Raw genomic sequence first — 24,169 nt, forward strand, 5'->3', positions numbered from 1 at the left:
CAACACGTGTACTTTTCTGCGCCGCAATGAACTGGATTCGTCGAGCAACGCGAAAAGGCGGAGTGCGCACCGAAAGTTCGGTTCGCACTCCGCCTCGACGCTGTTCTCAGCGTCCCAGTCGGGCCTCGTCAGGATCAGCCGCGTCGGTACCGGTTGTACAGCACCAGAGCTCCCGGCTCAGGGCGACCCTGTGGGCGTCGTCCCCTCGAGATCGAGACGACGTCTCCGCCCACGGTTCCGGCCGCGAAGACACGCGCATCGCGTTCCTGCACCGACCGGCGTGCCCGAACCTCGTCCTCAAGCTCCTCGTTGCGGCTCTTGAGCGCATCGACCTGATTCTGCAGGTCGATGATCTTCTTGATCCCGACGAGGTTGACTCCCTCGTCCTGCGACAGCTGCTGGATCAGTCGCAGCTTGGCGATGTCCTTCCCGGAATAACGCCGGCCCCGGCCCGCAGTGCGTTCCGGAGAGACGAGACCCAGTCGGTCATACTGCCGCAGCGTCTGCGGGTGCATGCCCGCCAGATCCGCGGCCACCGAGATGACATACACCGCCGCACTCGATGAAATGTGCATTGTGATTCACCACCTCAGCTGGCCTTGGCTTTGTCCAGCAAGCCGGCGCGTGGGTCCTCACCTTCAGTGGCGGCCTTGAACGACTCGACCGCTTGCTTGGCTTCCTTGGACAGGTTCTTCGGCGCCACGATCTCGACTGTCGCCAGCAGATCGCCGGTGCCCTTCTTCGTCTTCACACCTTTGCCCCGCACGCGCAGGGTCCGTCCCGACGGTGTACCCGGTGCGACCTTGACCTTGACGGGCATCCCGCCCAGAGTCGGCACCTTGACCTCGGCGCCGAGGGCCGCCTCGTCGAAGCTGATCGGCAGATCCATCCGCAGGTTGTCACCATCGCGGGTGAAGACCGGGTGCGGGCTCACGTGCACGGTGAGGATGACGTCTCCGGGCTCGCCGCCGTTGGGGCTGGCCTTGCCCTTGCCGGCCAGGCGGATCTTCTGTCCGTCCTTGACCCCGATCGGGGTGCGCACGGTCAGCGGCTTCCCGCCGGGCATGTTCAGCTTCACCGAGGCGCCGTCGATGGCTTCGGTGAACGACAGCGTCGTGCTCGACTTGATGTCGCCGCCCTTGACCGGAGGCTGGTAGCCGCCGTATCCGCCGCCACCGCCGAAGCCTCCGCCGAATCCGCCGAGCAGATCCGCCAGGTCCGGGGGAACGTCTCCCCCACCGCCGTAGGTCGTGCGGGTCCGGGTGCGTCCGCCGCCTCCGAAGAGGTCGGAGAACACGTCGTCGAATCCGCCGCCGGCAGCCCCGCCGGGTCCACCGGAACCGGCGCTGAACCTGGCGCCGCCGCCCATGGCACGGACCTGATCGTACTGGGCCCGGGATTCCTTGTCGGAGAGCACCTGGTGGGCCTGGCCGATCTCCTTGAACTTCTCCTCGGCCTTCTCATCACCGGGGTTGGCGTCCGGGTGATACTTGCGCGCGAGCTTGCGATAAGCCTTCTTGATCTCGGCGTCGGAAGCATCCTTGGAGACGCCGAGGGTTTTGTAGAAGTCCTTGTCGAACCAATCATTCTGAGGTCCGGTATTCACCTGGCACCTCCTTTCCTTCCAATCAATCCTGTCATCAGGGTATTCACTTGTCCTCTCACAATCCGCATCCCCGGGGCGATGCCCCGAAGATCCGGACCGCCGCCGAGGCGGTTCCCCGGCCCCGCACGTCGGTGAACCGGCGTGCGGGGCGGGCGGCCGCCTCGGCGATCATGGTCGCTGCTCAGTCCTCCGGCTGCTGGACACCGACGCGGGCGGCGCGGATGATGCGCTCCCCGATCCGGTAGCCCGGCTGCATGACCAGGAAGAGCGTCGGATTCTCGACCTCATCCGAAGGCTGCTGCATGAGCGCCTCGTGGATGTTCGGATCGAACTCGTCGCCGACCTCTCCGTACTGTTCGACGCCGAGCTTGTTCAGCGATTCGACGAGCTTGTTCACGTGGGTCTCGAAGGGCCCGGTGACATCGCCGTTGTCGCGAGCGAGCTTGACCTCGTCGAGCACGGGAATCAGGGCCTCGACGACCTTGATCGTGCCGCCGAGCGCCGCACGCTCACGTTCGCGGTCGGCCCGCATCCGGTAGGCCGCATATTCGGCGTTGATGCGCTTGAGGTCGGCCAGGTATCCCGCTGCCTCAGAACCCGGTTCGGGCTCGGCCTCCGGCTCGATGTCCTCGAGACCCGAGGCATCGGACGGGATGTCCACACCGAGGTCGCTGGCATCGGCCGCGGCAGCCTGTTCGGCATTCGGGTCCGCGGTCGGCTCCTCGCCGGCCCCGGCCGAGGCCGACTGGGCGTCGGCCTCGGGACGGACCTCACCGGTGTTCGGATCGACCCGGCGCTTGTCACTGAAGGTGAAGCCTGGCTCCTCGGACGACTTGTCGTTGCCCTCGGCAGTCATTACTTCTTCTCCTCATCCTCATCGTCGACAACTTCGGCGTCGACGACATCGTCGTCTGCGCTCGCATCGGCTGCGCCTTCACCGGCAGCTTCGGCGCCTTCGGCACCGCCCTGCTGGCTGTAGATGGCTTCGCCGATCTTCTGCTGGTTCTCCACGAGCTTGTCGTAGGCGCTCTTCACGGCGTCGTCGTCTTCACCCTTGAGGGCTTCCTTGACGGCGTCGACATCGCCCTGCATCTCGGTCTTGAGCTCTTCCGGCAGCTTGTCGGCATTGTCGGTCAGCAGCTTCTCGGTCTGGTAGGCGAGGTTCTCCGCATTGTTGCGGACGTCGGCAGCCTCACGGCGCTTCTTGTCCTCTTCTGCGTGCTCCTCGGCCTCGCGGACCATGCGGTCGATGTCTTCCTTCGGCAGTGCGGAACCGCCGGTGATCGTCATCGACTGCTCGGTGCCGGTGCCCTTGTCGGTGGCCGACACGTGGACGATGCCGTTGGCGTCGATGTCGAAGGCGACCTCGATCTGCGGCACACCGCGCGGAGCCGGAGCGATACCGGTCAGCTCGAAGGTGCCGAGGTTCTTGTTGTCGCGAGTGAACTCACGCTCACCCTGGAAGACCTGGATCGACACGGAGGGCTGGTTGTCCTCAGCGGTGGTGAAGGTCTCCGAGCGCTTGGTCGGGATCGGGGTGTTGCGCTCGATGAGCTTGGTCATCACGCCGCCCTTGGTCTCGAGTCCGAGCGAGAGCGGGGTGACGTCGATGAGCAGGACGTCCTTGCGCTCACCCACGAGGACACCGGCCTGAACGGCGGCGCCGATGGCGACGACCTCATCGGGGTTGACGCCCTTGTTGGGCTCCTTGCCTCCGGTGAGTTCGGTGACGACGGCGGAGACGCCGGGCATACGGGTCGAACCGCCCACGAGGACGACGTGGTCGATGTCGCTGACGGAGACACCGGCGTCCTTCATGACTGCGTGGAACGGAGCCTTGGTGCGCTCGAGGAGGTCCTTGGTCAGGTCCTCGAACTTCGCACGGGTGAGGGTCTCATCCAGGTGGATGGGTCCGTTCTCGCTCATCGACAGGTACTGCAGCGAGATGTTCGTGCTGGTGGCCGAGGACAGTTCCTTCTTGGCCTGCTCTGCGGCTTCCTTGAGGCGCTGCAGAGCGGTGGCATCCTTGGTCAGGTCCACGCCGTAGTTGTTCTTGACCTGCTCGACCAGCCAGTCGACGATGCGCTGATCCCAGTCGTCACCGCCGAGGCGGTTGTCACCGGAGGTCGCACGGACCTGAATGGTGGAGAAGTCGTCTTCGTCCTTGCCGACTTCCAGCAGGGAGACGTCGAAGGTACCGCCACCGAGGTCGAAGACGAGGATGAGCTCGTCTTCCTTGCCGCGCTCGAGGCCGTAGGCAAGAGCGGCAGCAGTGGGTTCGTTGATGATGCGCGAGACGTTGAGGCCGGCGATCTCACCGGCATCCTTGGTTGCCTGGCGCTCAGCATCGTTGAAGTATGCGGGAACGGTGATCACCGCGTCGGTGACCTTCTCCTGCAGGTACTCTTCGGCGTCGTGCTTGAGCTTCTGAAGGATGCGGGCCGAAACTTCGGGGGCCGTCATCTTCTTGCCGCCGATCTCGGTGGACCAGTCGGTGCCCATGTGGCGCTTGACCGATGCGACGGTGTTCTTGATGTTCGTGACGGCCTGGCGCTTGGCGATCTCACCGACGAGGGAGTCGCCGTTCTTGTTGACTGCGACGACGGACGGGGTCGTGCGACCGCCTTCCGCGTTTGCGATGACCTTCGGGTCGCCGCCCTCGAGGACGGTGACGACGGAGTTCGTGGTTCCGAGGTCGATTCCGACTGCACGTGCCATAGTTTTCTCTCCTTACAGATCGTGAGTTCCTGCGACTCGAATGTGTGCGATCGGGCGGCTCCGGTTCTTGAGTCAGAACCACTCGACCGCACACATTGAGCCAACCGGACTCAAGTATTCTCTTCGAGGTTCCGACCGTCAAGTCGGCCTCATCAAAGTTGCGTACACCAGACTCAACTTTGCTGAGGATGGTTTTATTCCGGCGGGAGAGGATTTCTTTTCAGACAGCCGCTGTAGGATCTCGGATTTCGTGTCGGAATCTCAATTTCGCGTCGGAGGCGTGTCGGTGTTCCCAGTTTCATGTCGGTGCGAGGATGCTGGAAACATGACAACGAAGACGTTGCTGGACACGGAACTGATGTACCTCACCGAGGAGGGCACATCGGCAGCCACCACTGTGGGCGCTGTGGACAGCACCCGACTTTCGAAGGGACTACCGGTCCGGTCGCCCAGATCATACGCGCGTCAACGTCACTACCCCGGTTTGTTTTGGTCCGCGACCACAAACGACCATATACCGTTCGAAAGCCGGTTAGAACTCGATCGATTGTGGTTGGCGGACTTCGAGTGGAAACCAAACCATGGGTCAGGTCAGAGTCAAACAAACCTTCAGCATTCCCTTCGTTTGACCTGAACCTCGGTTCAGGGGTGAAGCTTGAGGCATGAGTGAACGAGATGAGCTGTTTGGGATTGCCGAGGTCTCGGCACGGATCGGTCTGGAACCGGACACGATACGATACTTCGAGCGCCAGAGGGTCATACCGTCTCCACGACGCGACAGTGCGGGACACCGTCAGTACACGACGGCCGACGTCGAGTTGATCCGCATGCTGGTTCATCTCCGTGAGACGGGGATGCCTCTGGCTGATATCGCGCAGTTCACGGGCGCAGACAACAAGGTGGCTGATCTGGCCGGACTTCGAGTGGAGTTACTGACAGCCCATCGCCGTCGCGTCCAGGATAGGCGTGAGGAGCTCGACCGAGCGCTCGATGTAATTACGCGGAAGATCATGGATTTCAGCGATCGAATCACCGGTTCGGTGAACCTTCTCGAGCGAACAGATTGCACGATTGCGTTCGACGTCCAGGGGGAGGGGCCTCTGTTGTTCCTGGTCGGTGCGCCGGCGGGGCGGGCTGGTTTCGCACCGCTAGCGCATGAGCTTTCCGACCGTTATACCGTCGTCACCCATGACCCGCGTGGTGTCGGTGCCAGTCGTGCAGTCCTGGGGATGGCTGCACCCACGCCCGAGGTACTTGCCGAGGATCTTGCTGCGCTTGTTGACCGGCTCACCGGAGGGCCCGCCCTATTCGTCGGAACCAGTGGCGGCGCCGTGACGCTGTTGGAACTGGCCAAGCAGTATTCTGAAATGGTTGGCCGGGCCGTGTTGCATGAGCCGCCGCTCGTGTCCCTCGTGGCTGATTCGAAGCTAGCGGACAGAGCTGCAGCGGTGTTTGAAGCCGCGGAGGCTGATCCCCAGCGGGCAGTGCAGGAGTTCTTTGATCTCAGTGGCGCCGCCCACCATACGGGACCAGATCAGACACCTCCCGCCCATATGTCCATGCCCGAGCTACCTGCCGAGGAACTCGAAAAGAATCGCTACTTTCTAGGGCAGATGGCCGGTCCATCAGTCTTTTACGTACCCGATATTGAGGCCATCCGACGTGTTGCGATTACGCTGTGTGCAGGCTCACTGAGCCATCATCAACTCGCGCGGCGGGCAACCCAAATACTCGCTGAACGTCTAGGACTGCCCCTAGTCGACATGCCAGGTAACCACCTCGGCGCAAGCTCAGAGCCGTCAGAATTCGCAAAAGACCTCAAGCGCCTGCTCGAACCCTGAGCACTACCCGCGGCCCTTCCTAGGCCGAACGGCCCAGGACCACGGCCCCGCTGGAGCTCTTGACCGTTGAGGCGGAATGCCCGCTCTCCCACACGTTGAGGGGGCGCTTAATCGTTCCGGTGGTGGTCTTCTTAGCCCTGATATGTCCAAACGAGGGCGGCGCACGGAGCCGCAGCCCAGTTTCTCGTACAGCTAGGCGGTGGAGGCGGGGTCGAGGCCCCGCTCGTCGCGAATGAGCGTCATCGACCAGAACAAGGCTCGGCGATTCCTAGCGATTCTCTTCCACGACCACTCGACGACCTTATGGGCGTGCACGAGACGCCCCAGCACTCGCAGATAGCGGTGAAGCGCCCTGGGGTTCGCTCCAGGTCTTAGCCTTGATCCACCGATGCGAGTAGCCAGACCGGGCCCCGCGTGAAATAGAAATACCCCTCCTGAGCTGGGAAAATAATGATGTTCTAAGTCTCCATATCCCGCTCAGAAAGGGGCACCTCTCAAGTGCTATTCAATCACTCCCCCACGACTGTGTCCCACTCTTTCGACGACACGAATCTCACCGCTGCCACCGGGCTCGTCCCGATCATGGCCCTGGCCCAGAACGCCGGCTTGCCAGACCTCGCCGAAAACCGTCTGACCGTGACCACCACCGGGGCCGATAAGGGCGCGAATCCGGCAGCGAAGCTGGCCACACTGGTTGCGGGAATGGCTGCCGGGGCCGACTCGATCGATGACATGAACATTCTCCGCCACGGCGGCATGAAACACCCCTTCGACCGCGTCTATGCCCCTTCGACTTTGGGCTCGTTCCTCCGCTCGTTCGCCTTCGGCCACGTGAAACAACTCGACGCCATCTCCTCCCGCTTCCTGACCAATCTCAATGAACACACGCCTCTGCTGCCCGCCAGTCAGGAGAACGCGCAATCATCGACAGTCTTCGTCGATGTCGACGACACCGTCATCGACATTCACTCTGCGTCGAAGCAGGGAGCTGGGTTCGGCTACCAGGGCAGTCGCGGCCTCAACACGCTATTGGCTACCGCGTCAACCAGCAGCTCCAACCAGCTCATCGTGGGCCAGCGCCTGCGCAAAGGCTCGACCTTCTCAGCACGTGGTGCTGATAAGTTCGTCTCCGACGCTCTGGCCACCACCAAACGCATCAACCCTGGTGCTGCGGTGCTCGTTCGCGCTGACTCGGCGTACTACTCATCGACCGTGACCAAAGCCGCCCATGATGCCGGGGCTCATGTGTCGATCACCGTGCGCATGGACAAGCGGGTCAAAGCAGCGATCGGAACAATCAGCGATGACGCATGGACTGGCATCGAGTATCCCGAAGCGATCTACGACGAGGACTCCGGAGCCTGGGTCAGTAAGGCTGAAGTCGCCGAGGTTCCGTTCACCGCGTTCACCTCGAAGAAGAAGTCCCTGCACACCACTGGCCGCTTGGTCGTCCGCCGTATCCCGGAGCTCAACGAGACCAAACGCGCTGCCGGGCAGAATCCGTTATCCGACTTGTTCCGCTATCACGCGTTCTTCACCACCGTCGACCGGGATCGTTTCGACACTGTCGCTGCTGATCACATGCACCGCAAGCACGCGATCATCGAGCAGATCAATGCGGAGCTGAAGAACGGTGCCCTGGCGCATATGCCCTCCGGGGTGTTCAACGCCAACGCCGCCTGGGTGACGATCACAGCGATCACTCACAACCTGCTGCGGGCCGCTGCCGGACTCATCGGCGGACGGATGAGCAAAGTACGCGCCCAGACACTGCGAACACGGATCATCAGCATCCCGGCCCGGATTGCTCACCGTGCCAGGAAGCTGATCCTGCACCTGCCCACGAAGTGGCCGTGGGCGACGGACTTCGCACGACTCTGGCAAGCGGTTCTGAGTCCACCGACGACGGTATTGTCCTGACCGATCCGCTCCTGCTCGAGCACAACGCCGCAGGGTCTGGAGGAGACCTTGGGAAACATTTGTGGAAGAGACCGGTGAGAGACCGAGACGCTACCTCCTGCCCGCACGTCATGCTCGCGCTCGAATCCAGCCGCACCCCTTGCCTGCAAGCAGATCGGTGGATCAAGGCTAAGTGGTGGGGCACTCAGCAGACTCGGCCGACTTGACTTCAACAAGCCAAGCATCTCCCGTCAGAGAGGCACTGCCATACACCGCCCAACCGAGCGATCACGTGAAATTTCCAGGCTAGTTGCGAGCAGTCGCCACCAAAGCCAAGAAGAAGTCGCTGATACCGGCCAAGCCCGCAGACAGGCATACCCTGCCAGCCACAGCACCCTCTATGGATCAAACATGCGAATGGTCTGCTCGAACGAGTCATCGACGCGCCGGACGAGATCAATACTGTCGATGGAACCATGGTATCTTGCGGCCCGAAAGACTCCGAAGGCGATCTCCGTCGACAACCTCGCCTCTTGCGTCGTGGCGCCACACTCTTTCAAGGCTTCAGCGAGAACTCCGCTCAACCACAGCAGTTTCCGCTCTTCGCGGTCCCTGAGAGACTGATTCTCAGCCACGAGGCGAGACCGCAGTGCAAACCGCTCCCCGCCAGCGACCAGGTGGACAGAAACCGCTCGTAAGGCGCAACGCGCCCGATGAAATGGAGTCGATGTCGGTGATGTACCGACCCTTGACGCCTCCGCAACGAGCAGTTCTGCTACTTGCCCTTCGTCGGCGAAGAGCACTTCCTGCTTATCGCCGAAATACCGGAAGAACGTCGTCCGCCCCACCGCGGCACGCTCAGCAATCTCGGAAACGCTAACGGCATCAAAATCGCATTCAGCGAAGAGGTCATACGCAGCGTCAATGATGGCCTGCCGTATCCGCGACTGAGAGCGGGCACGCAGAGAGGACGGTGTTGTCATGAGATCAGGTTAGTCTTATTATGTACCCAGTACCAACTGGTACTCAGTACCAGAATTGAGCCACGCAGACCGTGCCTTCCCCTCACGGCCACTGGCCCAGTTGCACTGGACAGCCTTCCGTTTACTAGGAGTTCCCGTGATCCATCACGTCATCCGTTTCAATATCAAGTCGGGAGTTTCAGACGAACAGCTCGACAACCTTCTCAACAGCCTGAGAAGACAGGCTGTCGCGGTGCCGGCTGTGGTCTCCGCGCACGTTGGACGGGCCCACGGTGAGGACCGCGCCTGGGGAGCGAATTTCATACTCAACGACCTCGACGCCTACTGGCAGTTCATCACCCATCCGGCCCATTTGGAGACGGACAGACTCGGCTGGCCCCTGCTCGACGATTTCACAATGTTCGACATCACCGACGACACCGACCCGACGATCGGCGACGCGATCGCAGGACTGCACGAACGTCGATTGCGAGAATTCCCAGAACTGGTGGACGTGGTCGCGCCACCGCGCGATCCGTGCCAGGCAAACGCTTAGTCAGGACTTGTCATCAGACCTCACGCACCCTCTATCCGACCAGCGATCACGTATGCGCAGAAGGCGAAGGCCCATATGAAAGCAGTCATCCACACGCGGTACGGCGACTCAACGGTTCTCGAATACGTCGACGTCGAGGTACCCGCCCCAGGAGCCGGAGAAGTCCGAGTCAAGATCGTCGTCTCCGGAGTCAATCCGACGGACTGGAAAGGACGAGCAGGCGGGCCCTCCTCGACGTCGACGCCCGGCGAAGCCCGTGTACCCAACCAGGATGGCTCCGGGATCGTCGATTCCATCGGCCCCGGAGTCGAGGGCCTTACCGTGGGCGACCGCGTCTGGGTCCACCTCGCCGCTCACGAGCGCCCCACAGGGACCGCGCAGGAATACACTGTCCTGCCACAAGAAAGGGTCGTCCACCTCCCAGACACCGCAAGCTTCGATGTCGGCGCCGCTCTCGGCGTGCCCGCCATGACGGCCCACAGGGCATTGACCGTTTCCGACTCGGGACCAGCACGGCTCGGGCCGGGAACTCTTCAAGGACGAACCATCCTGGTGACCGGCGGCGCAGGGGCCGTCGGGCATGCTGCCATCCAACTGGCGCGTTGGTCCGGAGCCGAAGTGATCACCACTGTCAGTTCCCGGCGAAAGGCCGCACTCGCCTCAGCCGCGGGAGCAGATCACGTCATCAACTATCGAGAGGGCGCTGCCGCCGCTGAAATCCGGAAGATCGCAGCCAACGGCGTGGACCAGATCGTTGAGGTTGCGCCGAGTGCCAACGCCGCACTCGATTCTCAGGTGCTGGCCAATCATGGAACAGTCGCAGTCTATGCGACCGAAGGCCAGCCGTTGAACCTCGATGTCTGGCCACATCTTGCGACGAACACGCGGTATCAGTTCGTCCTCTTGTACACGGTTGGCAACACAGCACTGAGGGCCGCCGCCGACGATATCGTCAACGCACTCAAGGACCGGGCATTGCCCGTGGGCGAAGAAGCCGGACTGCCTCTGACACGATTCGAGCTGGACCGGACTTCCGACGCTCACGACGCTGTTCAAGCCAATGCCATCGGCAAGGTCCTCATCGACGTCTCGTCTCATCCATTCGGGGCAGATACGACCGCAGGTGCCGAGTGAGATACCTGAGGACCCGGCTCGCTACCCACCGCGCAGTGATCCTGGCTTGGTCGGCGTAGGGCACTTGCCACAGTGAAAGGGATATCGTCATGAGCTGGTTCTACCTTGCTATCGCCGTCGTCTTTGAGATCGCCGTCGGGATTTCTGCCGGCAAAGCAAACGGTTTCACCGACCTCCGGTGGACCATCGTCACCCTCATCAGCGGCGCGATCGGAACCTACTTCCTCAGCCTCGCCCTGCTCACCTTCGATGTCGGCATCGGTTACTCACTCTGGACCTCACTCGCCGAGGTTGGAATCGTCATTATCGGTGCCCTCATTCTCTCTCAGAAGATCACGTGGAAGAAGGCACTCGGGATCACCGTCGTGATCGCCGGGGTCATCGGCCTCAACTTCTCGGGAACCGCTTGACCCCCCCACTCTTCTCAGCTCAGTAAGGAGGCCTCATGAACGCCCCGGCTCCAGCCGCCGACACCGTTGAGCCCGCAAAGAATGGCCGCGCATGGATCGCATTACTGGTCGCCGGCGGATTCGAGATCGGCTATGCTCTCTCGGTCAACGGCAGCGGAGGTTTCACCGACCCGATTTGGTCTTCTCTTGCGGTGGTGTTCTTCCTTCTAACGATGTTCTTCCTCAGTGTCGCGCTCAAGCATGTGGACGTCGGCATCGGGTACGCGGTCTGGACAGGCATCGGGGCCGTCGGAGCAGCCGTCTTCGGTCCTCTGTTCTTCGACGAGCATCTTACGTGGACCACAGCTATCTGGCTGGCAGTGATTATCGCTGGAGTGGTCTGGCTCAAAATCGCAGACAGCACCAAACCTGGAGTCGACGAACAGGCAACCCGCTGAATATGACACTATCGCTGTCTGTTTCGGGGCAGCTGCGTCCTACCGTGGATGTTTGAACTGGGAAGCACGAGCATGGAGCTTGACAAGTTGGTGAGACATGACGTCTCATGCATGGGTCACATCGCAGGTCAGCGCGGTGCTCGACTGACAAGTTCCGCCAGGTCATACAATAAATGTAGCTTCTCGTTCGAGGTGTCACTTTCTTGGCCATCGCGTGTCAAAATTTCTCACGATCCTGTCAATCGAGGGCCATGAGAACAATTCCTGGCACGAGCACGAGAGAGTCTCGATGCGGCTGAACGGGCGGTCTCCGAGGCGGCGGAGGCGGACGGGCAGATTCGAGGCAGTCTCACGATCGGTGTGATTCCGACGGTGACCACCATCGATATACCTACTGTACTGGAGCTTTTCCATCGCGCCCACCCTGCGGTGCGGATCAAGCTCCGAGGCGGCGGTAGCGATGAGTTCATCACCGCGATCAGCGAGGGCCGTATGGACGTCGCAGTGCTCGGGCTGCCCGACAGCGCACCCCCGAAAGGCGTGAACGCGCGCGTTCTTGCCAGGGAGCGGCTCATCGTCGTCGTCGCCGCTGAACACTCACTGGCTCGGCGTCGCAGACTACGGTTGGAAGACTTGACCGATGAAGTGTTCGTGGACTTTCCCGAGGGAACACCCGGCCTAGTTCCCTCCGACCTCGCATTCCAGGCCGCTGGTGTCCATCGCGAGGTCGCCTTCGAAGCGATGAGCGCCGACCTCATCGTCGACCTGGTCAGGCAGGGCCTCGTGATCGCCCTGCTCTCACCAGCTGTCCTCCCCGCCGGCAGCAACGACCTTCGAACGATCCCGGTGACAGCTGGCCCCACCCGTATCGAGTACCTCGCGTGGAGCAGCTTCAACTCCACCCCCGCAGCAAGAGCATTCCTCGAAAGCCTGCCGATGCCTCAAGCGGGCGACGACACGTAGGTGCATTCGCAGGGAGCCGAATGTCAGTCCACCGGACCTCGCTTCAAAAACGCTTGACAAGATCGACTGCTCCTTCGGGATTCTCGGTTTGCTGGACGAATCCTTCGCTCGTGTACAGATGGATGTTCTTCGTGCTCCGCGATCCGGTGCTGAGCTCTATCCGGTCGCAGGAGCTGGCGAGAGCATCCGTCGCGTGCCGGAGGAGCCAGCGCCCGATTCCCCGTCCGTAGAGATCGGGAACGACGGCGAGTCTGCCGATGTACCCTGTTCGCGATGCGCGTCGAGCGCGAACCATTCCGATGAGACGACCGTGGAGCCAGAGTCCGATCGTCTCCCAGTCGGTGAGCCAGGCCTGCACGTCGTCGAGGGTCTCGGTGAACGGAGTGAGGTCTAGTGTTTCGTTGCTCAACGCCTCGTCGACCCAGCAGCATCGCTGCAGAACCAGTACATGAGGTGCGTCGTTGGGAGTCAACGGGCGTGTATAGCTACCGGGCAGCGGCCCAACTCCGTTACCTGGCCGTGCAGCCTCCCGCATGGGCTTGAGTGCGTGAGCTAGTCTGATCAGCTCTTCCAGCAAGCTGTTCGCTGACGCGGTCAGCTGTGCGCCCGAGCGCACCCCGGTCGAATCGATCGTGTCTTTCAGGCGCAGGGCGACGGTCGAGCCGAGTGGGACGAGACGAAGTGTCGTTATCACCTGTTTCGCGTGCTGCACGGATCGGGTGCCTGCCGAGGTGTTGCCGTAGCTCACGAACCCCATGGGCTTCCATGCCCATTCTTGGCTCAGGTAGTCGAGGGCGTTCTTGAGCGTCGCGGGCATGCCGTAGTTGTATTCCGGCGTGACCGCGATGAAGCCATCCGCCTCGTCGACGATCTTGCTCCACGCTTTGGTGTGCGGGTTTCGGTAGGCGCCAACAGCAGGATGTTCCTCCTCGTCGAAGAACGGGAGGTCGAGATCGCGCAACGACACATGCTGAAGCTCGACGCCGAGTGCGTCGGCGTCGGGGGTGAGGGTTCGCAGGAGCCAGTCTGCAACCGCCGGGCCCATAGCTCCTGGCCTGGTGCTGCACGTGAGGATCACGACTCTAGGAGATTTTATTGACATGTAAACGAGCATAGATCGTAGAATGATTACATGTCAACGAAAAGGATGGGGTCCGCGGCGCCGTGGTTGAACGAGGATGAGGAAGTCGCCTGGCGCGCGTTTCGTCGCATGACGATCGCAGTGCAGGCCGGTGTGGTGCACGACCTTGCAGCGTCGGGTCTCTCGGAGCCCGACTACGAGGTGCTCAGCACCCTGGTCGAAGCGCCGGAGATGACGAGCACACTGCATGCCCAAGCGCAGAAGATGGGGTGGTCGCGGAGCAGGCTCTCGCGTCACGCCGGCAGGATGGAAGCGCGAGAGCTGATTCGCCGTGATCCCGACCCGGCAGACGGTCGCGGCTGTCTGCTCGTACTCGCCCCCCTCGGTCTCGACGCCCTTCGTGGAGCGACTGCCGTGCACTTGGAATCCGTGTGCCGCCGCTTCGCCGATCGGCTCGACGCGCGCGACCTCCTCGACATCGTGCGAATCTCTGGAAAACTCTCCCATGCTCCAGAGTCGGCTCTATGACACGTAGGCCGTGAGCAGTCTGTCAAGGGCCCGATGAGACTGTCGACGAGCCAGGTCGATGTCGTTCTGTTGGGCTGTCCACAGGGCTGCTTCGTTCATCGCGCCGGAGAGTTGCGCGGTCGACGCATCGAGGATGTCTTCTGCAACTCCTGCCTCACGTAGTGCCTCTCGCAGATGCGTCGCCGAATTCTCTGCGTCAAGTCGGCGCCATTCCTGCCAGCCGATCACTGCTGGTGAATCGATGAGCAGGATGCGCATGGCGGCTCCGTTCGTGATCGCATCGAGGAATGCGTGCGACCCGGCCTTGAGCTGTTCGTGAGGCTGCGGGTCTGCATTCTCGGCCGCCGCGACGACAGCTCGTGCGACGTCGGCTTGGAGTCGGGCGGCGACTTCGCCGAACAGCGCGACCTTGTTCCGGTAGTGGTGGTAGACCGCCCCCCGTGTGACCCCGGCGTCCCGGGCGACATCATCGACGGAGACTTCGCTGAAGCCTCGCGCTGATAAGAGTTTCTTCGCGGAATCGAGGATGCGTTGGGCTGTCTGGGCGGCGTCGGCTGCGGAGGCGCGGGGCATGGTCCTCTTCCTTTACGTACAGTGTGTATGTATGCTGGCTTCGTTACATGCATATCGTACGTAAAGGAGTGCAATGTCCGTCACCAGCCTCTATCCCGTGCTCATGTCTCGCGATGTCGACGCCGCGGCGTCCTTCTACCGCGACTTCATCGGTTTTGAGACGACCTTTGAATCCGACTGGTATGTCAGCTTGCGCTTAGGCGAGTTCGAGCTGGCGATCTTGGCTCACGATCACTCCACGGTGCCGGCCGGATACCGTGAACTTCCCCGAGGAGTGATCGTCAACCTCGAAGTCAGCGACGTCGATGCCGTCCACAAGCAGCTGGCCGGCAGAACAGAGGTGAACGTGGTGTTACCGCTTCGCGACGAGGACTTCGGTCAGCGGCACTTCATCATTGCTGCCCCCGATGGTGTGCTGCTCGACATCATCCAGCCCGTGGCTCCCAGTGAGGACTACGCGAGCGCGTATGTGCAGCCATAGAGGCTCCCGTTCGGCGAGACCCTGGATCCGTTCACCTCAGGTCTCGCCGAAGGGGAACGAAGATGGCGAGAATCGCCGCGATGACCGCGTATGCCACGAGGATCGCAGCGCCGAGCACAGGTGAGACCATCGTCGCAGGCGTCAGCGCTGTCTGGCTCGCGATCGCGCCGGTGAGGAAGTCGAAACTCGTCAGCGATGCCGTCGCGCCGCCCGGCAGGAACGGGTAGATCGCATTGACGCCGGGAACCATCATCAGGACGTACTCGACGAACAGGAAGTAGCCGAGCACGACGCCGATCGCGACGAAGGGTGAACGCGCCAACGCGCCGATCCCTACTCCAAGCAGCATGTAGGCGGCAGCGGCGAGGCTGAGCTGTATGAGTGCCGGTACCAGATTCACCACATTGACGCCCAGCGGTACACCGCGCATCCATGTTGCGACGATCAGGGCGAGGAAGGCCGACAGGGATGCGACCATTCCGTAGACAATGCCCAGCGCTGTGTACACGGCGAGCTTGGCTGTGAGTACTCGACCCCGACGAGGAACGACGAGGAACGTCGTGCCGATCGTGCGGTGTCGATACTCGTTTGTGATCGCGATGGTCCCGATCAGCGCGGGGACGAACAGAAGCACGGTTCCGATGCCGAGCACGAATCCAACGCCTTCGGGGGTGTCGATGTCCGGCATGGGAGGCTGGGCGTTCTGCGGTCCGGTGAGCGCAAGGAGAAGCGGCAATCCGCCACCACACGCGAGCGCAACCAGTGTCGACCGCAGTGCTACTCCGGTGCCGCTCAGTCGCGCGACTTCGCCATAGACGGCATTCATAGGAGGAGTCCTTTCTGCGTGAGGCGCAGGAAGGCTTCTTCGAGGGGAGCATCTTGCGCTACGAGTCGTTCGAGTGCGCCAGCCCAGACGGTGCGGCCTCGGTCGATGAGGATGACGTCGTCGATCGTGTGCTCAACCTCGTTGAGCACATGGCTGGAGAGCAGTACGGCGCGCCGTCAGCATCGGCGAACTCGCGCAGGAATGTGCGAAGCCAGGCGCTTCCGCTTGGGTCGAGACCGTTCGACGGCTCATCGAGCACGAGGATGTCCGGGTCGCCGAGCATCGCGGTGGCCAGCGCGAGGCGCTGGCGCATCCCGGTGGAGAAGGTGCCGATCCGACGATCGGCGTACGACTGCGCCCCCACGAGGGATAACACGGTGTCGACCCGCGACCGGTCCATTCCTCCGAGTGCCACGTACGTGTGAAGGTGAGCGCGTGCCGTCATGCGTGGATGCGCTGAGGCAATGTCCAGGACCGCGCCCACGGTCTTTGCGGGCGCAGGCAGGTGGGCATACGGAAGGCCAGCAATGTGAGCCTCACCGCTGTCGGAGCGAACTAGGCCGAGTAGTGCGCGCATGAGCGTCGATTTCCCTGCCCCATTGGGCCCGAGGAACCCGACGACGCGCCCGTTCTCGACCTTCAAGGTGACATCTTCGAGCGCAACGACTGCCCCGAACCGTTTTGAGAGCGCCTCTACCTCGATCGCAGCGTTCAAGAGTGCACGTCCGATCGGAGGTCTGCCGCGATCGACTCTGCAGCATCGGTGCTCAGGAGGACCTCGTCGAACCCGACGGCGGCCCGGTCGACGGCGATCCGCAGCAGCGGGTGACCGCGCTTCATCGAGACTAGGCGCCGCACTCCCGAAGGGTGTCTGAACGTGCCCAGCTTGCGGTAGCCAGAGATGACGAGACCGGATTTCATCCCGAGGATCTCGGAAGTCCATCCCGGCTCGCTCGTTACACCACGGATCGCCGCCCTCGGAATTGACAGCTTCGGCAAGCCCGTCATCGTCGCCTCCCAGCCGGGAAACTGCACGTGTACTCCCGTTTGGTCGTACGTGATGTTCGTCATCGTTCTCTCCTGATCGCTAGAATAGAATCGTAACGAGAACATTATCATAATGATAACAGTGAGGAGTCAAGGTGCCGGACAAGACTGCTCTGGCAGAGGTCGTGCTGCACCCCGTGCGATTACGGATCATCCAGCAGCTGGGTGGTCGCAACCGCACGACGGCACAGTTGCGCGAGGCGCTCCCGGATATCCCGCAGGCCACGCTCTATCGACATGTAGCGGCCCTCCTCGATGCCGAGGTTGTCGCCGTGGTCAATGAGCGCAGATCTCGTGGCGCGATCGAGCGAACCTTGGCGCTAGGGGACCGGATGGCAGCGATTGACCACGCCGAGCTTTCTGCGATGAGCAGCGCGCAGCTAAACACAGCCTTCCTGACTTTCTTGGGAGACGTCACGGGTGACTTCGATCGTTTCCTCAGCGCGGGTTCTCCCGAAGCCCGTGAGTTGGTCGGTTTCGCGCGAACGCCCTTGTACGTGAACAGGGAGGATCTCGCCACGATCCAGTCCAGCCTCGCCGAGCTACTGGCCCCTTACCTGACGGAACGGGAGGACGGTCAGCAACGCGTCAACCTCGCCACGATCCTCCTTCCGGACCCGTGAACGCGTAAAGAGAACGACGGCAACGCAAAGGAGACAAGATGCCAACGACGAAGCACATCCTTGTGTACTCGGACTCGCTGACCTGGGGCATAGTCCCGACGACTCGGCAGCGACTTCCCTTCGAAGAGCGCTGGCCCGGAGTCCTGCACGCCGCGCTCAACGCGGGAAGGGACGGTCGCATCCGGCTTACGGAGGATTGTCTCAACGGGCGTCGCACCGCCTTCGACGACCCATACAAACCTGGGCGGAACGCCCTCAGCGGCATCCAACAGGTCATAGAAGCGCAATCCCCGCTCGACCTCGTGATTCTCCTACTCGGCACGAACGACTTCCAATCCATGCACCAGCACAAACCCTGGCACTCCGCGATGGGCATCGCAGCGCTCATCAACGCGATCAGGACAGCGCCGATCGAGCCCGGGATGCCTACCCCGCCGATTCTCGTCATCGCGCCCCCGCAGCTTGACAACCCTCGAGGACCGATCGGCCCGAAGTTCGCGGGCGGGGATATCGCCGCACAGGGTCTCGCGCAGGCAATTCGACAGGTCAGCGAAGACACCGACTGCGTCTTTTTCGACTCGAACACGATCACCACCAGCAGCAAGCACGACGGCGTGCATCTCGACGCCGACCAGCACCACGCCCTGGGTGTCGCACTCGCGCCGGTCGTCGCGGACCTGATGGTAGATCGCGATGCTGGCTGAAGCTCCACAGTCAAACAATGCGGGTCATCCGGCCCCTTCTGAGGCGATCAGAGCGTAGTTCCTTACTTTTACCTACTGGGCGCTGCCTAGTTGGTCACATGCAGGAAGACTGTCGGCTACTTTTGCTGAGATAGGACGGTGCGCTGCCCAGACCCTCTCTATATCAACTTGGCGTAGCGCATCTCGCATCGCTCGTAGCGCGTTGTCCGAGTGTCGCAACGTTTTCTGGGTACCTAGTCGAAAGAGGTGCGAAAAATGGTCGTCGTCATTGTCTAGTCCCAAGTGCCTGCGCAGAGCTGTGGCTCGGGTGCGGTTAACGTTTGATTTGTCGGCCAGGTCATATTTTCCCATGTAGAACTTTATCTCCAAGTCGACTTCACGGATGCCGGCCGCTTCGGCTTCAGGGTCATTGGTCGTGTGTAGCGCAGTGCCCTATAGGTCTTTGTGCTCGTCGAGGAAAGCGACGATCACTTCCGTAGGCGGTCGAACTCCGCCTTGCCGAAGTACGCGGTCGCTGACCGGAGGATCTCGTTCGCCTTCTTCAGCCCCCGATTCTCAGCCTCCAGTTGCCGGATCCGAGCTGTGGAGTCGATCGGCGTCGTGGGCAGATCGTCATCTTAAGCGCGCTTGACCCACGTCTGTAGAGCTTCCTTGTGGACACCGGTCTGTTCAGCGATCCGAGCGATCGCCCCGTTGCGCATCGCAGGGTCTCGGCGAGCTTCCACCGCCAACCGTGTGGTACGCGCGTGGAGCTCGGTAGGATCCTTCGGGTTCGGTAAAAGGGCCGTCCTTCCGGATATCTGTCACACCCTCAATCAAACTAAGGACGGTTCAATCTGTGGCTACTCGTTTCCCTTTGTCAAAGACATTCTTGTCTCCAGTAGCGAGCAGCGCTGCTTCGAGGAGCATTTCGAAACAATGCTTAAGATGGATCAAGACTGTGGTCACTCTTCCATTGTTTTCCAGTGCGTTGAACGCTGTGACGCCAGTCCGCAGCGAGGAGATGGCTTTCGCCCTCAGTGTGCGAACGTCGTATGACTTTCATGGCATGATTACAGGTTAAATGAGATCGGATGCACTTCCACCGCCTGTGAGCCCTGATGTTGGCAGGCAGAGGTCAGACATTGAGATCGCTGACGAGCGTGGACCTGGTCAATCCAAGCTCCCTTGACAGTAGGCGGATCCTGCTCGTCGTCGAACACTCGTAGGTGATATGACTTTACCCGAGCGACTTGACCGCAAAGCGGGCGCTCACTCCTTTACGCAATGTTGCACCGCGATAGCTCATCTTTAGGCTTTCATCTACTCTGTGGTAGGTACTGGAAGAAAATGACAACTTAGTGAGACGAAAGTGGTCTCCTCAAGTTGTCATGTCCAAGGTCACCTCGGTGAGCTTCTGACAAGAGTAACGAGATCCTACAGCCGCTGCGGTATCGAGCAGGCCGAGAACATCATCGACAACAGCGTCCCGATGCGACAGCACGACACGATCCCAGGGTTCACCGTCACCGAGGCTGTCACCACGAAGGATGCGCTCGCGCAGTTCGCCCCAGCGCCTCCAATGGCGATCGAAGGCGCGGCCTCTGACGACCCTCTTCCGCTGCGCCTGACCGCGAAGCGCGGAATTTCGATCCGTATCGATGAAGACGATCATCGGTCGATATCCGAGAATCCCTGCGAGGCTCACAATGAGTCGGCGACTCCATCGGCGGGTGCCCGGATCATGGATGACCAGCGGTCCGCCGCCCTTGTTGAGCATGAGCGCAAGCGCGCGGAGGTGGGCGATCGTGTGAAGAATCGGTCGAACGAGCGCGTATGGCAACCACGGCATCCACTGACGCAGCTGACGTCGCACGCCCTCCGGGTCCGCCGACCGCACCCGAGGCGATCGGCCCCGTAATACTCTGAGTGCTTCGGTCTTGCCTGCCCCGGGAACCCCGGCGATGACAACGAGAGGAGTGACCGCAGCACTGCCCGATGGGCCGCTTTCGCGCCCTTTGAAATTCCGGTCGAGTTCCTTAACGAACCCGTCGTCGCCTCTCGCAGCGGCTGCTGATCCCATGGTGACCTCTCCGAGTCAGATGATGAGAGTCAGCATAGAGGCGATTTCTTCGCCGTCACTGCGAAATCTCTCGGAGATTCACTCGCCGAGGTGGTCCTCCAGATCATCGAGGATCTGACCGGCCCCGGTCGGGCCGAGTCCGAGGAACCAGACATCGTCATTGACGCGGATGGCTTTGCTGTCCTTGACCGCGTCGAGACCCTTCCATTGGCTCGATTCGAGTGCCTTCTTCTCCCCGGTCGCCTCCGGATCGCCATAGCTGGTGTAGAAGACATAATCGCCGGCCGCCTGGTCGAGGTTCTCCGGAGAGATCTCGACGGCGAGCTCGTCGACGTCCTGGTTCTTCGGGCGCTTGAACCCGGCATCGTGGAGGATGACTCCGATGAGCGACTGGTTCGCATACAGACGGAGGCGATCAGGCATGAAACGCACGAGCGAGATCGTTGGGTCGCCGTCGACGGAGTCCTCGAGCTCTCCAGCCTCGCGAGCGTACTCCTCAAGCTCCTTCGTCGTCTCGTCTTCCATGCCCATCGCCTCACCCACGAGGCGGAAGTTCTCCTTCCACGGGAAACCGGGACGGATCGAGAACACCGTCGGAGCAATGGAGTCGAGTTCGTCATAGAGTTTGTCGGCGCGCAGCTGGCTGCCGAGGATGAGGTCAGGTTCGAGTGAGGCGATCTTCTCGAGATCAAGCTCCTGAATCGTGCCGACCGTCTCGACTCCCTTGACCTGGTCTTCGAGATAGCTCGGCACCGGGCTGGCGCCTTCGGTCGTCACCATGCCGACGGGTGTGATGCCCAGCGACAGGACATCGTCGAGCTCTCCCGTGTCGAGGACGACGACGCGCTCGGGCTTCTTCTCGATCTCCGTCGCGCCATTGGCATGCTTGACCATCCGCGGGAAGACCCCGGCCTCGGCATCGCTGCCGAGCTTCGCAGTCTCCTCATCAGCAGTGCCGAAGGCCTCGCCTCCTGTCGCAACATCTTTGTTTCCGGCGTCCCCGTCGGCGCCCTTGTCACCCTCGGCGGCACAGCCGACAGCGAGCAGAGCAATAGTCAGAGCTGAGGCGGCCGCAGCAACCGCCCGATTCTTCAGAGTCGATTTCACGAAGATGAGCCTACCCTAAGTGGATACTTCGCTCGACACGCCGCACCTTCCGCTGAATCGCACCACGAATGCAGTCTCCCGGGCCTACTTAGGTTAGGCTCATCTTCGCAAGCGAACATTCTCGAAAGGTCCCCTATGTCCCGCGTCAAACCCGGCAGCACACGCGTATTTGCCGCAGTCACCCTCGCCACCGCTCTCAGCCTCAGCGCCTGCGGCGGGTCCGGCTCTTCCGACTCCGGCAATGGCGACGCCGCCGCCGACGGTCAATGGCCCCTGACGATCACGGACGACGCCGGCCACGAAGTGACCATCGACGAAGCTCCCGAATAGGTCGTCTCCACCTCGGTGACTCTCACCGGCAGCCTCCTCGCCGTCGACGCACCGGTCACCGCCTCCGGGGCCACCATGCCCAACTCCCCCGCTGCCGACGACCAGGGCTTCTTCACGCAGTGGAGCGACGTCGCGAAGGAGAAGGACGTCAAAGCCCTCTACCAGGGCGACCCCGATGTCGAGGCCGTGCTCGCCGAGGAACCCGACCTCATCGTGGTCTCGAAGACCGGCCAGGACTCAGCGAACGCCATCTACGATCAGCTCAGCGACATCGCCCCGACCGTCGTCATCGACTACGGCGACAAGGACTGGCAGGAGGTCACCACCAAGCTCGGTGAGATCACCGGCCACGAGGATGAGGCGAAGAAGGTCAACGACGAATTCGGTTCCCGCGCCGAGGAGGTCAAGTCCGCCATCGACGCCCCGAAGCAGCCGGTCACCGGCATGATCTTCAACGAGAAGGCCAAGGGCGGAGGATCCGGCGCCAGTGCGAACATCTGGACACCGGAATCCGCTCAAGGCAAGCTCCTCCAAGAGGTCGGCTTCGAACTCGCCGAGGTCCCCGAAGGCACAGCCGGCCAAGGAGAAATGGGCAAACGCGCCGATATCGTCGAAGTCACCGGTGAGAACCTGTCGAAGGCCGTCACCGGCGAATCCGTGTTCCTGTTCAACGCGAACGAGAAGACCGCCGCGTCATATGCGAAGAACTCGCTGGTCGAGAGCACACCGGCGGTGAAGAACGATGCCGTCTACCCGATGGGCCTCGACTCATTCCGCCTCGACTACTACTCCGCCACGAACGTCCTCGACCGCATCGAGGACGAATTCGGCAAGTGAGCACCTGAACACGAAACGGACGGCCGGCAACGACGATACTTCTCGCTGCCGGCCGTCCGTTCGCTGCCTATGGAGCCGTCTGGGCGACCCCAGCGGGGCCGACTCGGTGATCTTATTGTCCCCGGCGGGGCCGCCTCGGCGAATCAGCCCTTGGCCGGGCGGGAGCTGATGATCTCCGCGCGCTCGTCGCGGTTGAATTGACGCAGCTGGGTCACATGGGACGGGTTGAGCTCGGAGACATCGGCGACCTGGAGCAGGCGCATGGTGCGCTCGACCTGCTCGCCGAGGATCTCGATCGTCCGGTCCACTCCTGCTCGACCGCCGGCCATGAGGCCGAAGAGGTAGGCGCGGCCGATGAGCGTGAAGTCCGCGCCCAGCGCCAACGACGCGACGATGTCGGCGCCGTTGCGGATTCCGGTGTCGATGATGATCTCCACGTCCTTGCCGATCGCGCGAGCCACCTCGGGGAGGAGTTCGAAGGGCACGGGCGCGCGATCGAGCTGGCGCCCGCCGTGGTTGGACAGGACGATCGAATCGACGCCGAGGTCGGCGAGCTTTTTCGCATCCTCGAGCGTCTGCACGCCCTTGACGGAGAATTTGCCGGGCCACATGGCGCGGATCTCGGCGAGGTCATCGAAGTTGATGGAGGGGTCCATCGCCGAATCGAGGAGCTCGCCGACGGTGCCGCCGGTCTCCGACAGGGACGCGAACTCGAGCTTCGGGGTGGTCAGGAAGTCCCACCACCACCAGGGACGAGGGATGGCGTTGAGGATCGTCTGCGGGGTCAGCTGCGGCGGAATGGAGAAGCCGTTGCGCGTATCGCGCAGTCGGGCACCGGCGACGGGAGCGTCGACGGTGAAGAAGAGAGTGTCGAACCCGGCGTTCTTCGCCCGCTCGACGAGGCCGTAGGAGATGTCGCGCTGCTTCATCACATAGAGCTGGAACCAATTGCGCCCGTGCGGGTTGGTCTTCTTGACGTCCTCGATCGACGTCGTGCCCAGCGTCGAGAGCGTGAACGGGATGCCCGCAGCCCCCGCGGCGCCGGCGCCGGCGGTCTCACCCTCGGTCTGCATGAGTCGGGTGAAGCCGGTCGGCGCGATGCCGAAGGGCATGGCCGAGCTGCCGCCCATGATCTGGGTCGAGGTGTCGACGTTCGTGACGTCCTTGAGGATCGAGGGGTGGAACTCGATATCGCGGAAGGACTGGACCGAGCGCTCCATCGAGATCTCACCCTCGGCGGCCCCATCCGTGTAGTCGAACGCCGCGGCCGGGGTTCGGCGCTTCGCGATCTTGCGCAGGTCCTCGATCGTCAGCGCATTCTCCAAGCGACGCTTCTTCGGGTCGAGTTCGAACTTCTTGAACTTCATCAGCTCGAAGATCTCGGCCGGCTGAGGAATCTGCCTCTTGACCATGTTTTTCGCTCCTTTGATTAGGCGGTGGTTGA

Annotated in this window: 25 protein-coding genes and 2 pseudogenes; 13 read left to right on the forward strand and 14 right to left on the reverse strand. The window is 62.0% G+C overall.

The features are described 5' to 3' along the window. Window positions 1-134 precede the first annotated feature (134 nt). The 4 genes from ACOZ9V_RS16520 to dnaK all read right to left on the reverse strand — a co-directional run bounded on the left by ACOZ9V_RS16520 (window position 135) and on the right by dnaK (window position 4,324). The gene (locus tag ACOZ9V_RS16520; protein WP_181272241.1) at window positions 135-575 is read right to left on the reverse strand and encodes a heat shock protein transcriptional repressor HspR; all 441 of its coding nucleotides are present in this window, start codon (window positions 573-575) and stop codon (window positions 135-137) included. Between the two features lie 14 nt (window positions 576-589). Then, on the reverse strand, window positions 590-1,606 hold the full coding sequence (locus ACOZ9V_RS16525) for a DnaJ C-terminal domain-containing protein (protein ID WP_139467938.1): 1,017 nt from the start codon (window positions 1,604-1,606) through the stop codon (window positions 590-592). A gap of 181 nt (window positions 1,607-1,787) precedes the next feature. After that, window positions 1,788-2,462, reverse strand: a complete 675-nt coding sequence (locus tag ACOZ9V_RS16530) for a nucleotide exchange factor GrpE (protein ID WP_139467937.1) — start codon at window positions 2,460-2,462, stop codon at window positions 1,788-1,790. Further along, entirely contained in the window at window positions 2,462-4,324 is a 1,863-nt protein-coding gene (gene dnaK / locus ACOZ9V_RS16535) for a molecular chaperone DnaK (protein WP_139467936.1), read from the reverse strand. Before dnaK ends, ACOZ9V_RS16530 begins: the two co-directional genes overlap by 1 nt. Window positions 4,325-4,986: 662 nt before the next feature. Here dnaK and ACOZ9V_RS16540 point away from each other — a divergent pair. Both ACOZ9V_RS16540 and ACOZ9V_RS16545 read left to right on the forward strand, forming a co-directional pair. After that, a complete protein-coding gene (locus ACOZ9V_RS16540) occupies window positions 4,987-6,165 on the forward strand; it encodes an alpha/beta fold hydrolase (RefSeq protein WP_139467935.1) in 1,179 nt (392 codons plus the stop codon). Window positions 6,166-6,690: 525 nt separating this feature from the next. Beyond that, on the forward strand, window positions 6,691-8,085 hold the full coding sequence (locus ACOZ9V_RS16545; protein WP_181272250.1) for an IS1380 family transposase: 1,395 nt from the start codon (window positions 6,691-6,693) through the stop codon (window positions 8,083-8,085). Window positions 8,086-8,462: 377 nt separating this feature from the next. Here the strand turns inward: ACOZ9V_RS16545 and ACOZ9V_RS16550 are convergent, their stop codons facing one another. Next, the gene (locus tag ACOZ9V_RS16550; RefSeq protein ID WP_181272239.1) at window positions 8,463-9,047 is read right to left on the reverse strand and encodes a TetR/AcrR family transcriptional regulator; all 585 of its coding nucleotides are present in this window, start codon (window positions 9,045-9,047) and stop codon (window positions 8,463-8,465) included. Window positions 9,048-9,183: 136 nt separating this feature from the next. Between ACOZ9V_RS16550 and ACOZ9V_RS16555 the strand changes: the two genes are divergently transcribed. The 5 genes from ACOZ9V_RS16555 (at window position 9,184) to ACOZ9V_RS16575 (ending at window position 12,526) form a co-directional block, all read left to right on the forward strand. Then, window positions 9,184-9,582, forward strand: coding sequence for a Dabb family protein (locus tag ACOZ9V_RS16555; protein WP_181272249.1), 399 nt, complete (start codon window positions 9,184-9,186; stop codon window positions 9,580-9,582). A gap of 75 nt (window positions 9,583-9,657) precedes the next feature. Beyond that, the gene (locus tag ACOZ9V_RS16560) at window positions 9,658-10,716 is read left to right on the forward strand and encodes an NADPH:quinone reductase (protein ID WP_181272238.1); all 1,059 of its coding nucleotides are present in this window, start codon (window positions 9,658-9,660) and stop codon (window positions 10,714-10,716) included. 89 nt (window positions 10,717-10,805) lie between these two features. Beyond that, window positions 10,806-11,126: a DMT family transporter gene (locus tag ACOZ9V_RS16565; protein WP_181272237.1), complete on the forward strand. Its 321-nt coding sequence runs from the start codon at window positions 10,806-10,808 to the stop codon at window positions 11,124-11,126. A gap of 35 nt (window positions 11,127-11,161) precedes the next feature. Beyond that, entirely contained in the window at window positions 11,162-11,563 is a 402-nt protein-coding gene (locus tag ACOZ9V_RS16570; protein ID WP_181272236.1) for a DMT family transporter, read from the forward strand. A 336-nt stretch (window positions 11,564-11,899) separates the two neighbouring features. Further along, entirely contained in the window at window positions 11,900-12,526 is a 627-nt protein-coding gene (locus tag ACOZ9V_RS16575) for a LysR substrate-binding domain-containing protein (protein ID WP_268236680.1), read from the forward strand. Between the two features lie 43 nt (window positions 12,527-12,569). On the opposite strand, the gene ACOZ9V_RS16580 is transcribed toward ACOZ9V_RS16575, so the two are convergent. Continuing rightward, on the reverse strand, window positions 12,570-13,640 hold the full coding sequence (locus tag ACOZ9V_RS16580) for a GNAT family N-acetyltransferase (protein WP_434591856.1): 1,071 nt from the start codon (window positions 13,638-13,640) through the stop codon (window positions 12,570-12,572). A gap of 18 nt (window positions 13,641-13,658) precedes the next feature. Between ACOZ9V_RS16580 and ACOZ9V_RS16585 the strand changes: the two genes are divergently transcribed. Then, window positions 13,659-14,135, forward strand: coding sequence for a MarR family winged helix-turn-helix transcriptional regulator (locus ACOZ9V_RS16585; RefSeq protein ID WP_139467931.1), 477 nt, complete (start codon window positions 13,659-13,661; stop codon window positions 14,133-14,135). On the opposite strand, the gene ACOZ9V_RS16590 is transcribed toward ACOZ9V_RS16585, so the two are convergent. Continuing rightward, window positions 14,130-14,708, reverse strand: coding sequence for a TetR family transcriptional regulator (locus ACOZ9V_RS16590; RefSeq protein ID WP_434591857.1), 579 nt, complete (start codon window positions 14,706-14,708; stop codon window positions 14,130-14,132). The genes ACOZ9V_RS16585 and ACOZ9V_RS16590 overlap by 6 nt on opposite strands. Before the next feature lie 73 nt (window positions 14,709-14,781). Here ACOZ9V_RS16590 and ACOZ9V_RS16595 point away from each other — a divergent pair, with 73 nt between their 5' ends. Further along, a complete protein-coding gene (locus tag ACOZ9V_RS16595; protein WP_139467929.1) occupies window positions 14,782-15,189 on the forward strand; it encodes a VOC family protein in 408 nt (135 codons plus the stop codon). 31 nt (window positions 15,190-15,220) lie between these two features. On the opposite strand, the gene ACOZ9V_RS16600 is transcribed toward ACOZ9V_RS16595, so the two are convergent. The 3 genes from ACOZ9V_RS16600 to ACOZ9V_RS16610 form a co-directional block, all read right to left on the reverse strand. Further along, window positions 15,221-16,015, reverse strand: a complete 795-nt coding sequence (locus ACOZ9V_RS16600) for an ABC transporter permease subunit (RefSeq protein ID WP_139467928.1) — start codon at window positions 16,013-16,015, stop codon at window positions 15,221-15,223. A gap of 58 nt (window positions 16,016-16,073) precedes the next feature. Beyond that, on the reverse strand, window positions 16,074-16,658 hold the full coding sequence (locus tag ACOZ9V_RS16605) for an ABC transporter ATP-binding protein (RefSeq protein WP_229664157.1): 585 nt from the start codon (window positions 16,656-16,658) through the stop codon (window positions 16,074-16,076). Window positions 16,659-16,726: 68 nt separating this feature from the next. Beyond that, entirely contained in the window at window positions 16,727-17,086 is a 360-nt protein-coding gene (locus ACOZ9V_RS16610) for a hypothetical protein (protein ID WP_139467927.1), read from the reverse strand. A 71-nt stretch (window positions 17,087-17,157) separates the two neighbouring features. On the opposite strand from ACOZ9V_RS16610, the gene ACOZ9V_RS16615 reads away from it, so the two are divergent. Both ACOZ9V_RS16615 and ACOZ9V_RS16620 read left to right on the forward strand, forming a co-directional pair. Beyond that, a complete protein-coding gene (locus tag ACOZ9V_RS16615; protein WP_139467926.1) occupies window positions 17,158-17,685 on the forward strand; it encodes a helix-turn-helix domain-containing protein in 528 nt (175 codons plus the stop codon). A gap of 38 nt (window positions 17,686-17,723) precedes the next feature. Beyond that, window positions 17,724-18,389: an SGNH/GDSL hydrolase family protein gene (locus ACOZ9V_RS16620; RefSeq protein ID WP_139467925.1), complete on the forward strand. Its 666-nt coding sequence runs from the start codon at window positions 17,724-17,726 to the stop codon at window positions 18,387-18,389. Between the two features lie 432 nt (window positions 18,390-18,821). On the opposite strand, the pseudogene ACOZ9V_RS16625 reads toward ACOZ9V_RS16620, so the two are convergent. The 3 genes and pseudogenes from ACOZ9V_RS16625 to ACOZ9V_RS16635 all read right to left on the reverse strand — a co-directional run. Further along, window positions 18,822-18,979 (reverse strand): annotated as a pseudogene (locus ACOZ9V_RS16625) (IS3 family transposase); the annotation flags it as partial. A 770-nt stretch (window positions 18,980-19,749) separates the two neighbouring features. Beyond that, on the reverse strand, window positions 19,750-20,451 hold the full coding sequence (locus ACOZ9V_RS16630) for an AAA family ATPase (protein WP_434591860.1): 702 nt from the start codon (window positions 20,449-20,451) through the stop codon (window positions 19,750-19,752). A gap of 78 nt (window positions 20,452-20,529) precedes the next feature. Then, the gene (locus tag ACOZ9V_RS16635; protein WP_434591862.1) at window positions 20,530-21,558 is read right to left on the reverse strand and encodes an ABC transporter substrate-binding protein; all 1,029 of its coding nucleotides are present in this window, start codon (window positions 21,556-21,558) and stop codon (window positions 20,530-20,532) included. A gap of 135 nt (window positions 21,559-21,693) precedes the next feature. Here ACOZ9V_RS16635 and ACOZ9V_RS16640 point away from each other — a divergent pair, with 135 nt between their 5' ends. Further along, window positions 21,694-21,888 carry a hypothetical protein gene (locus tag ACOZ9V_RS16640; RefSeq protein WP_181272232.1) on the forward strand — a complete coding sequence of 65 codons (195 nt, stop codon included), beginning with the start codon at window positions 21,694-21,696 and terminating at the stop codon, window positions 21,886-21,888. A 12-nt stretch (window positions 21,889-21,900) separates the two neighbouring features. Then, window positions 21,901-22,725: pseudogene (fepB, locus tag ACOZ9V_RS16645) on the forward strand (Fe2+-enterobactin ABC transporter substrate-binding protein); the annotation flags it as partial. A gap of 143 nt (window positions 22,726-22,868) precedes the next feature. Here fepB and ACOZ9V_RS16650 read toward each other — a convergent pair. After that, the gene (locus tag ACOZ9V_RS16650) at window positions 22,869-24,137 is read right to left on the reverse strand and encodes an alpha-hydroxy acid oxidase (RefSeq protein ID WP_434591865.1); all 1,269 of its coding nucleotides are present in this window, start codon (window positions 24,135-24,137) and stop codon (window positions 22,869-22,871) included. Window positions 24,138-24,169 lie beyond the last annotated feature (32 nt).

The sequence above is a fragment of the Brevibacterium sp. 1718 genome (assembly GCF_051131255.1).
Lineage (GTDB): Bacteria > Actinomycetota > Actinomycetes > Actinomycetales > Brevibacteriaceae > Brevibacterium > Brevibacterium sediminis.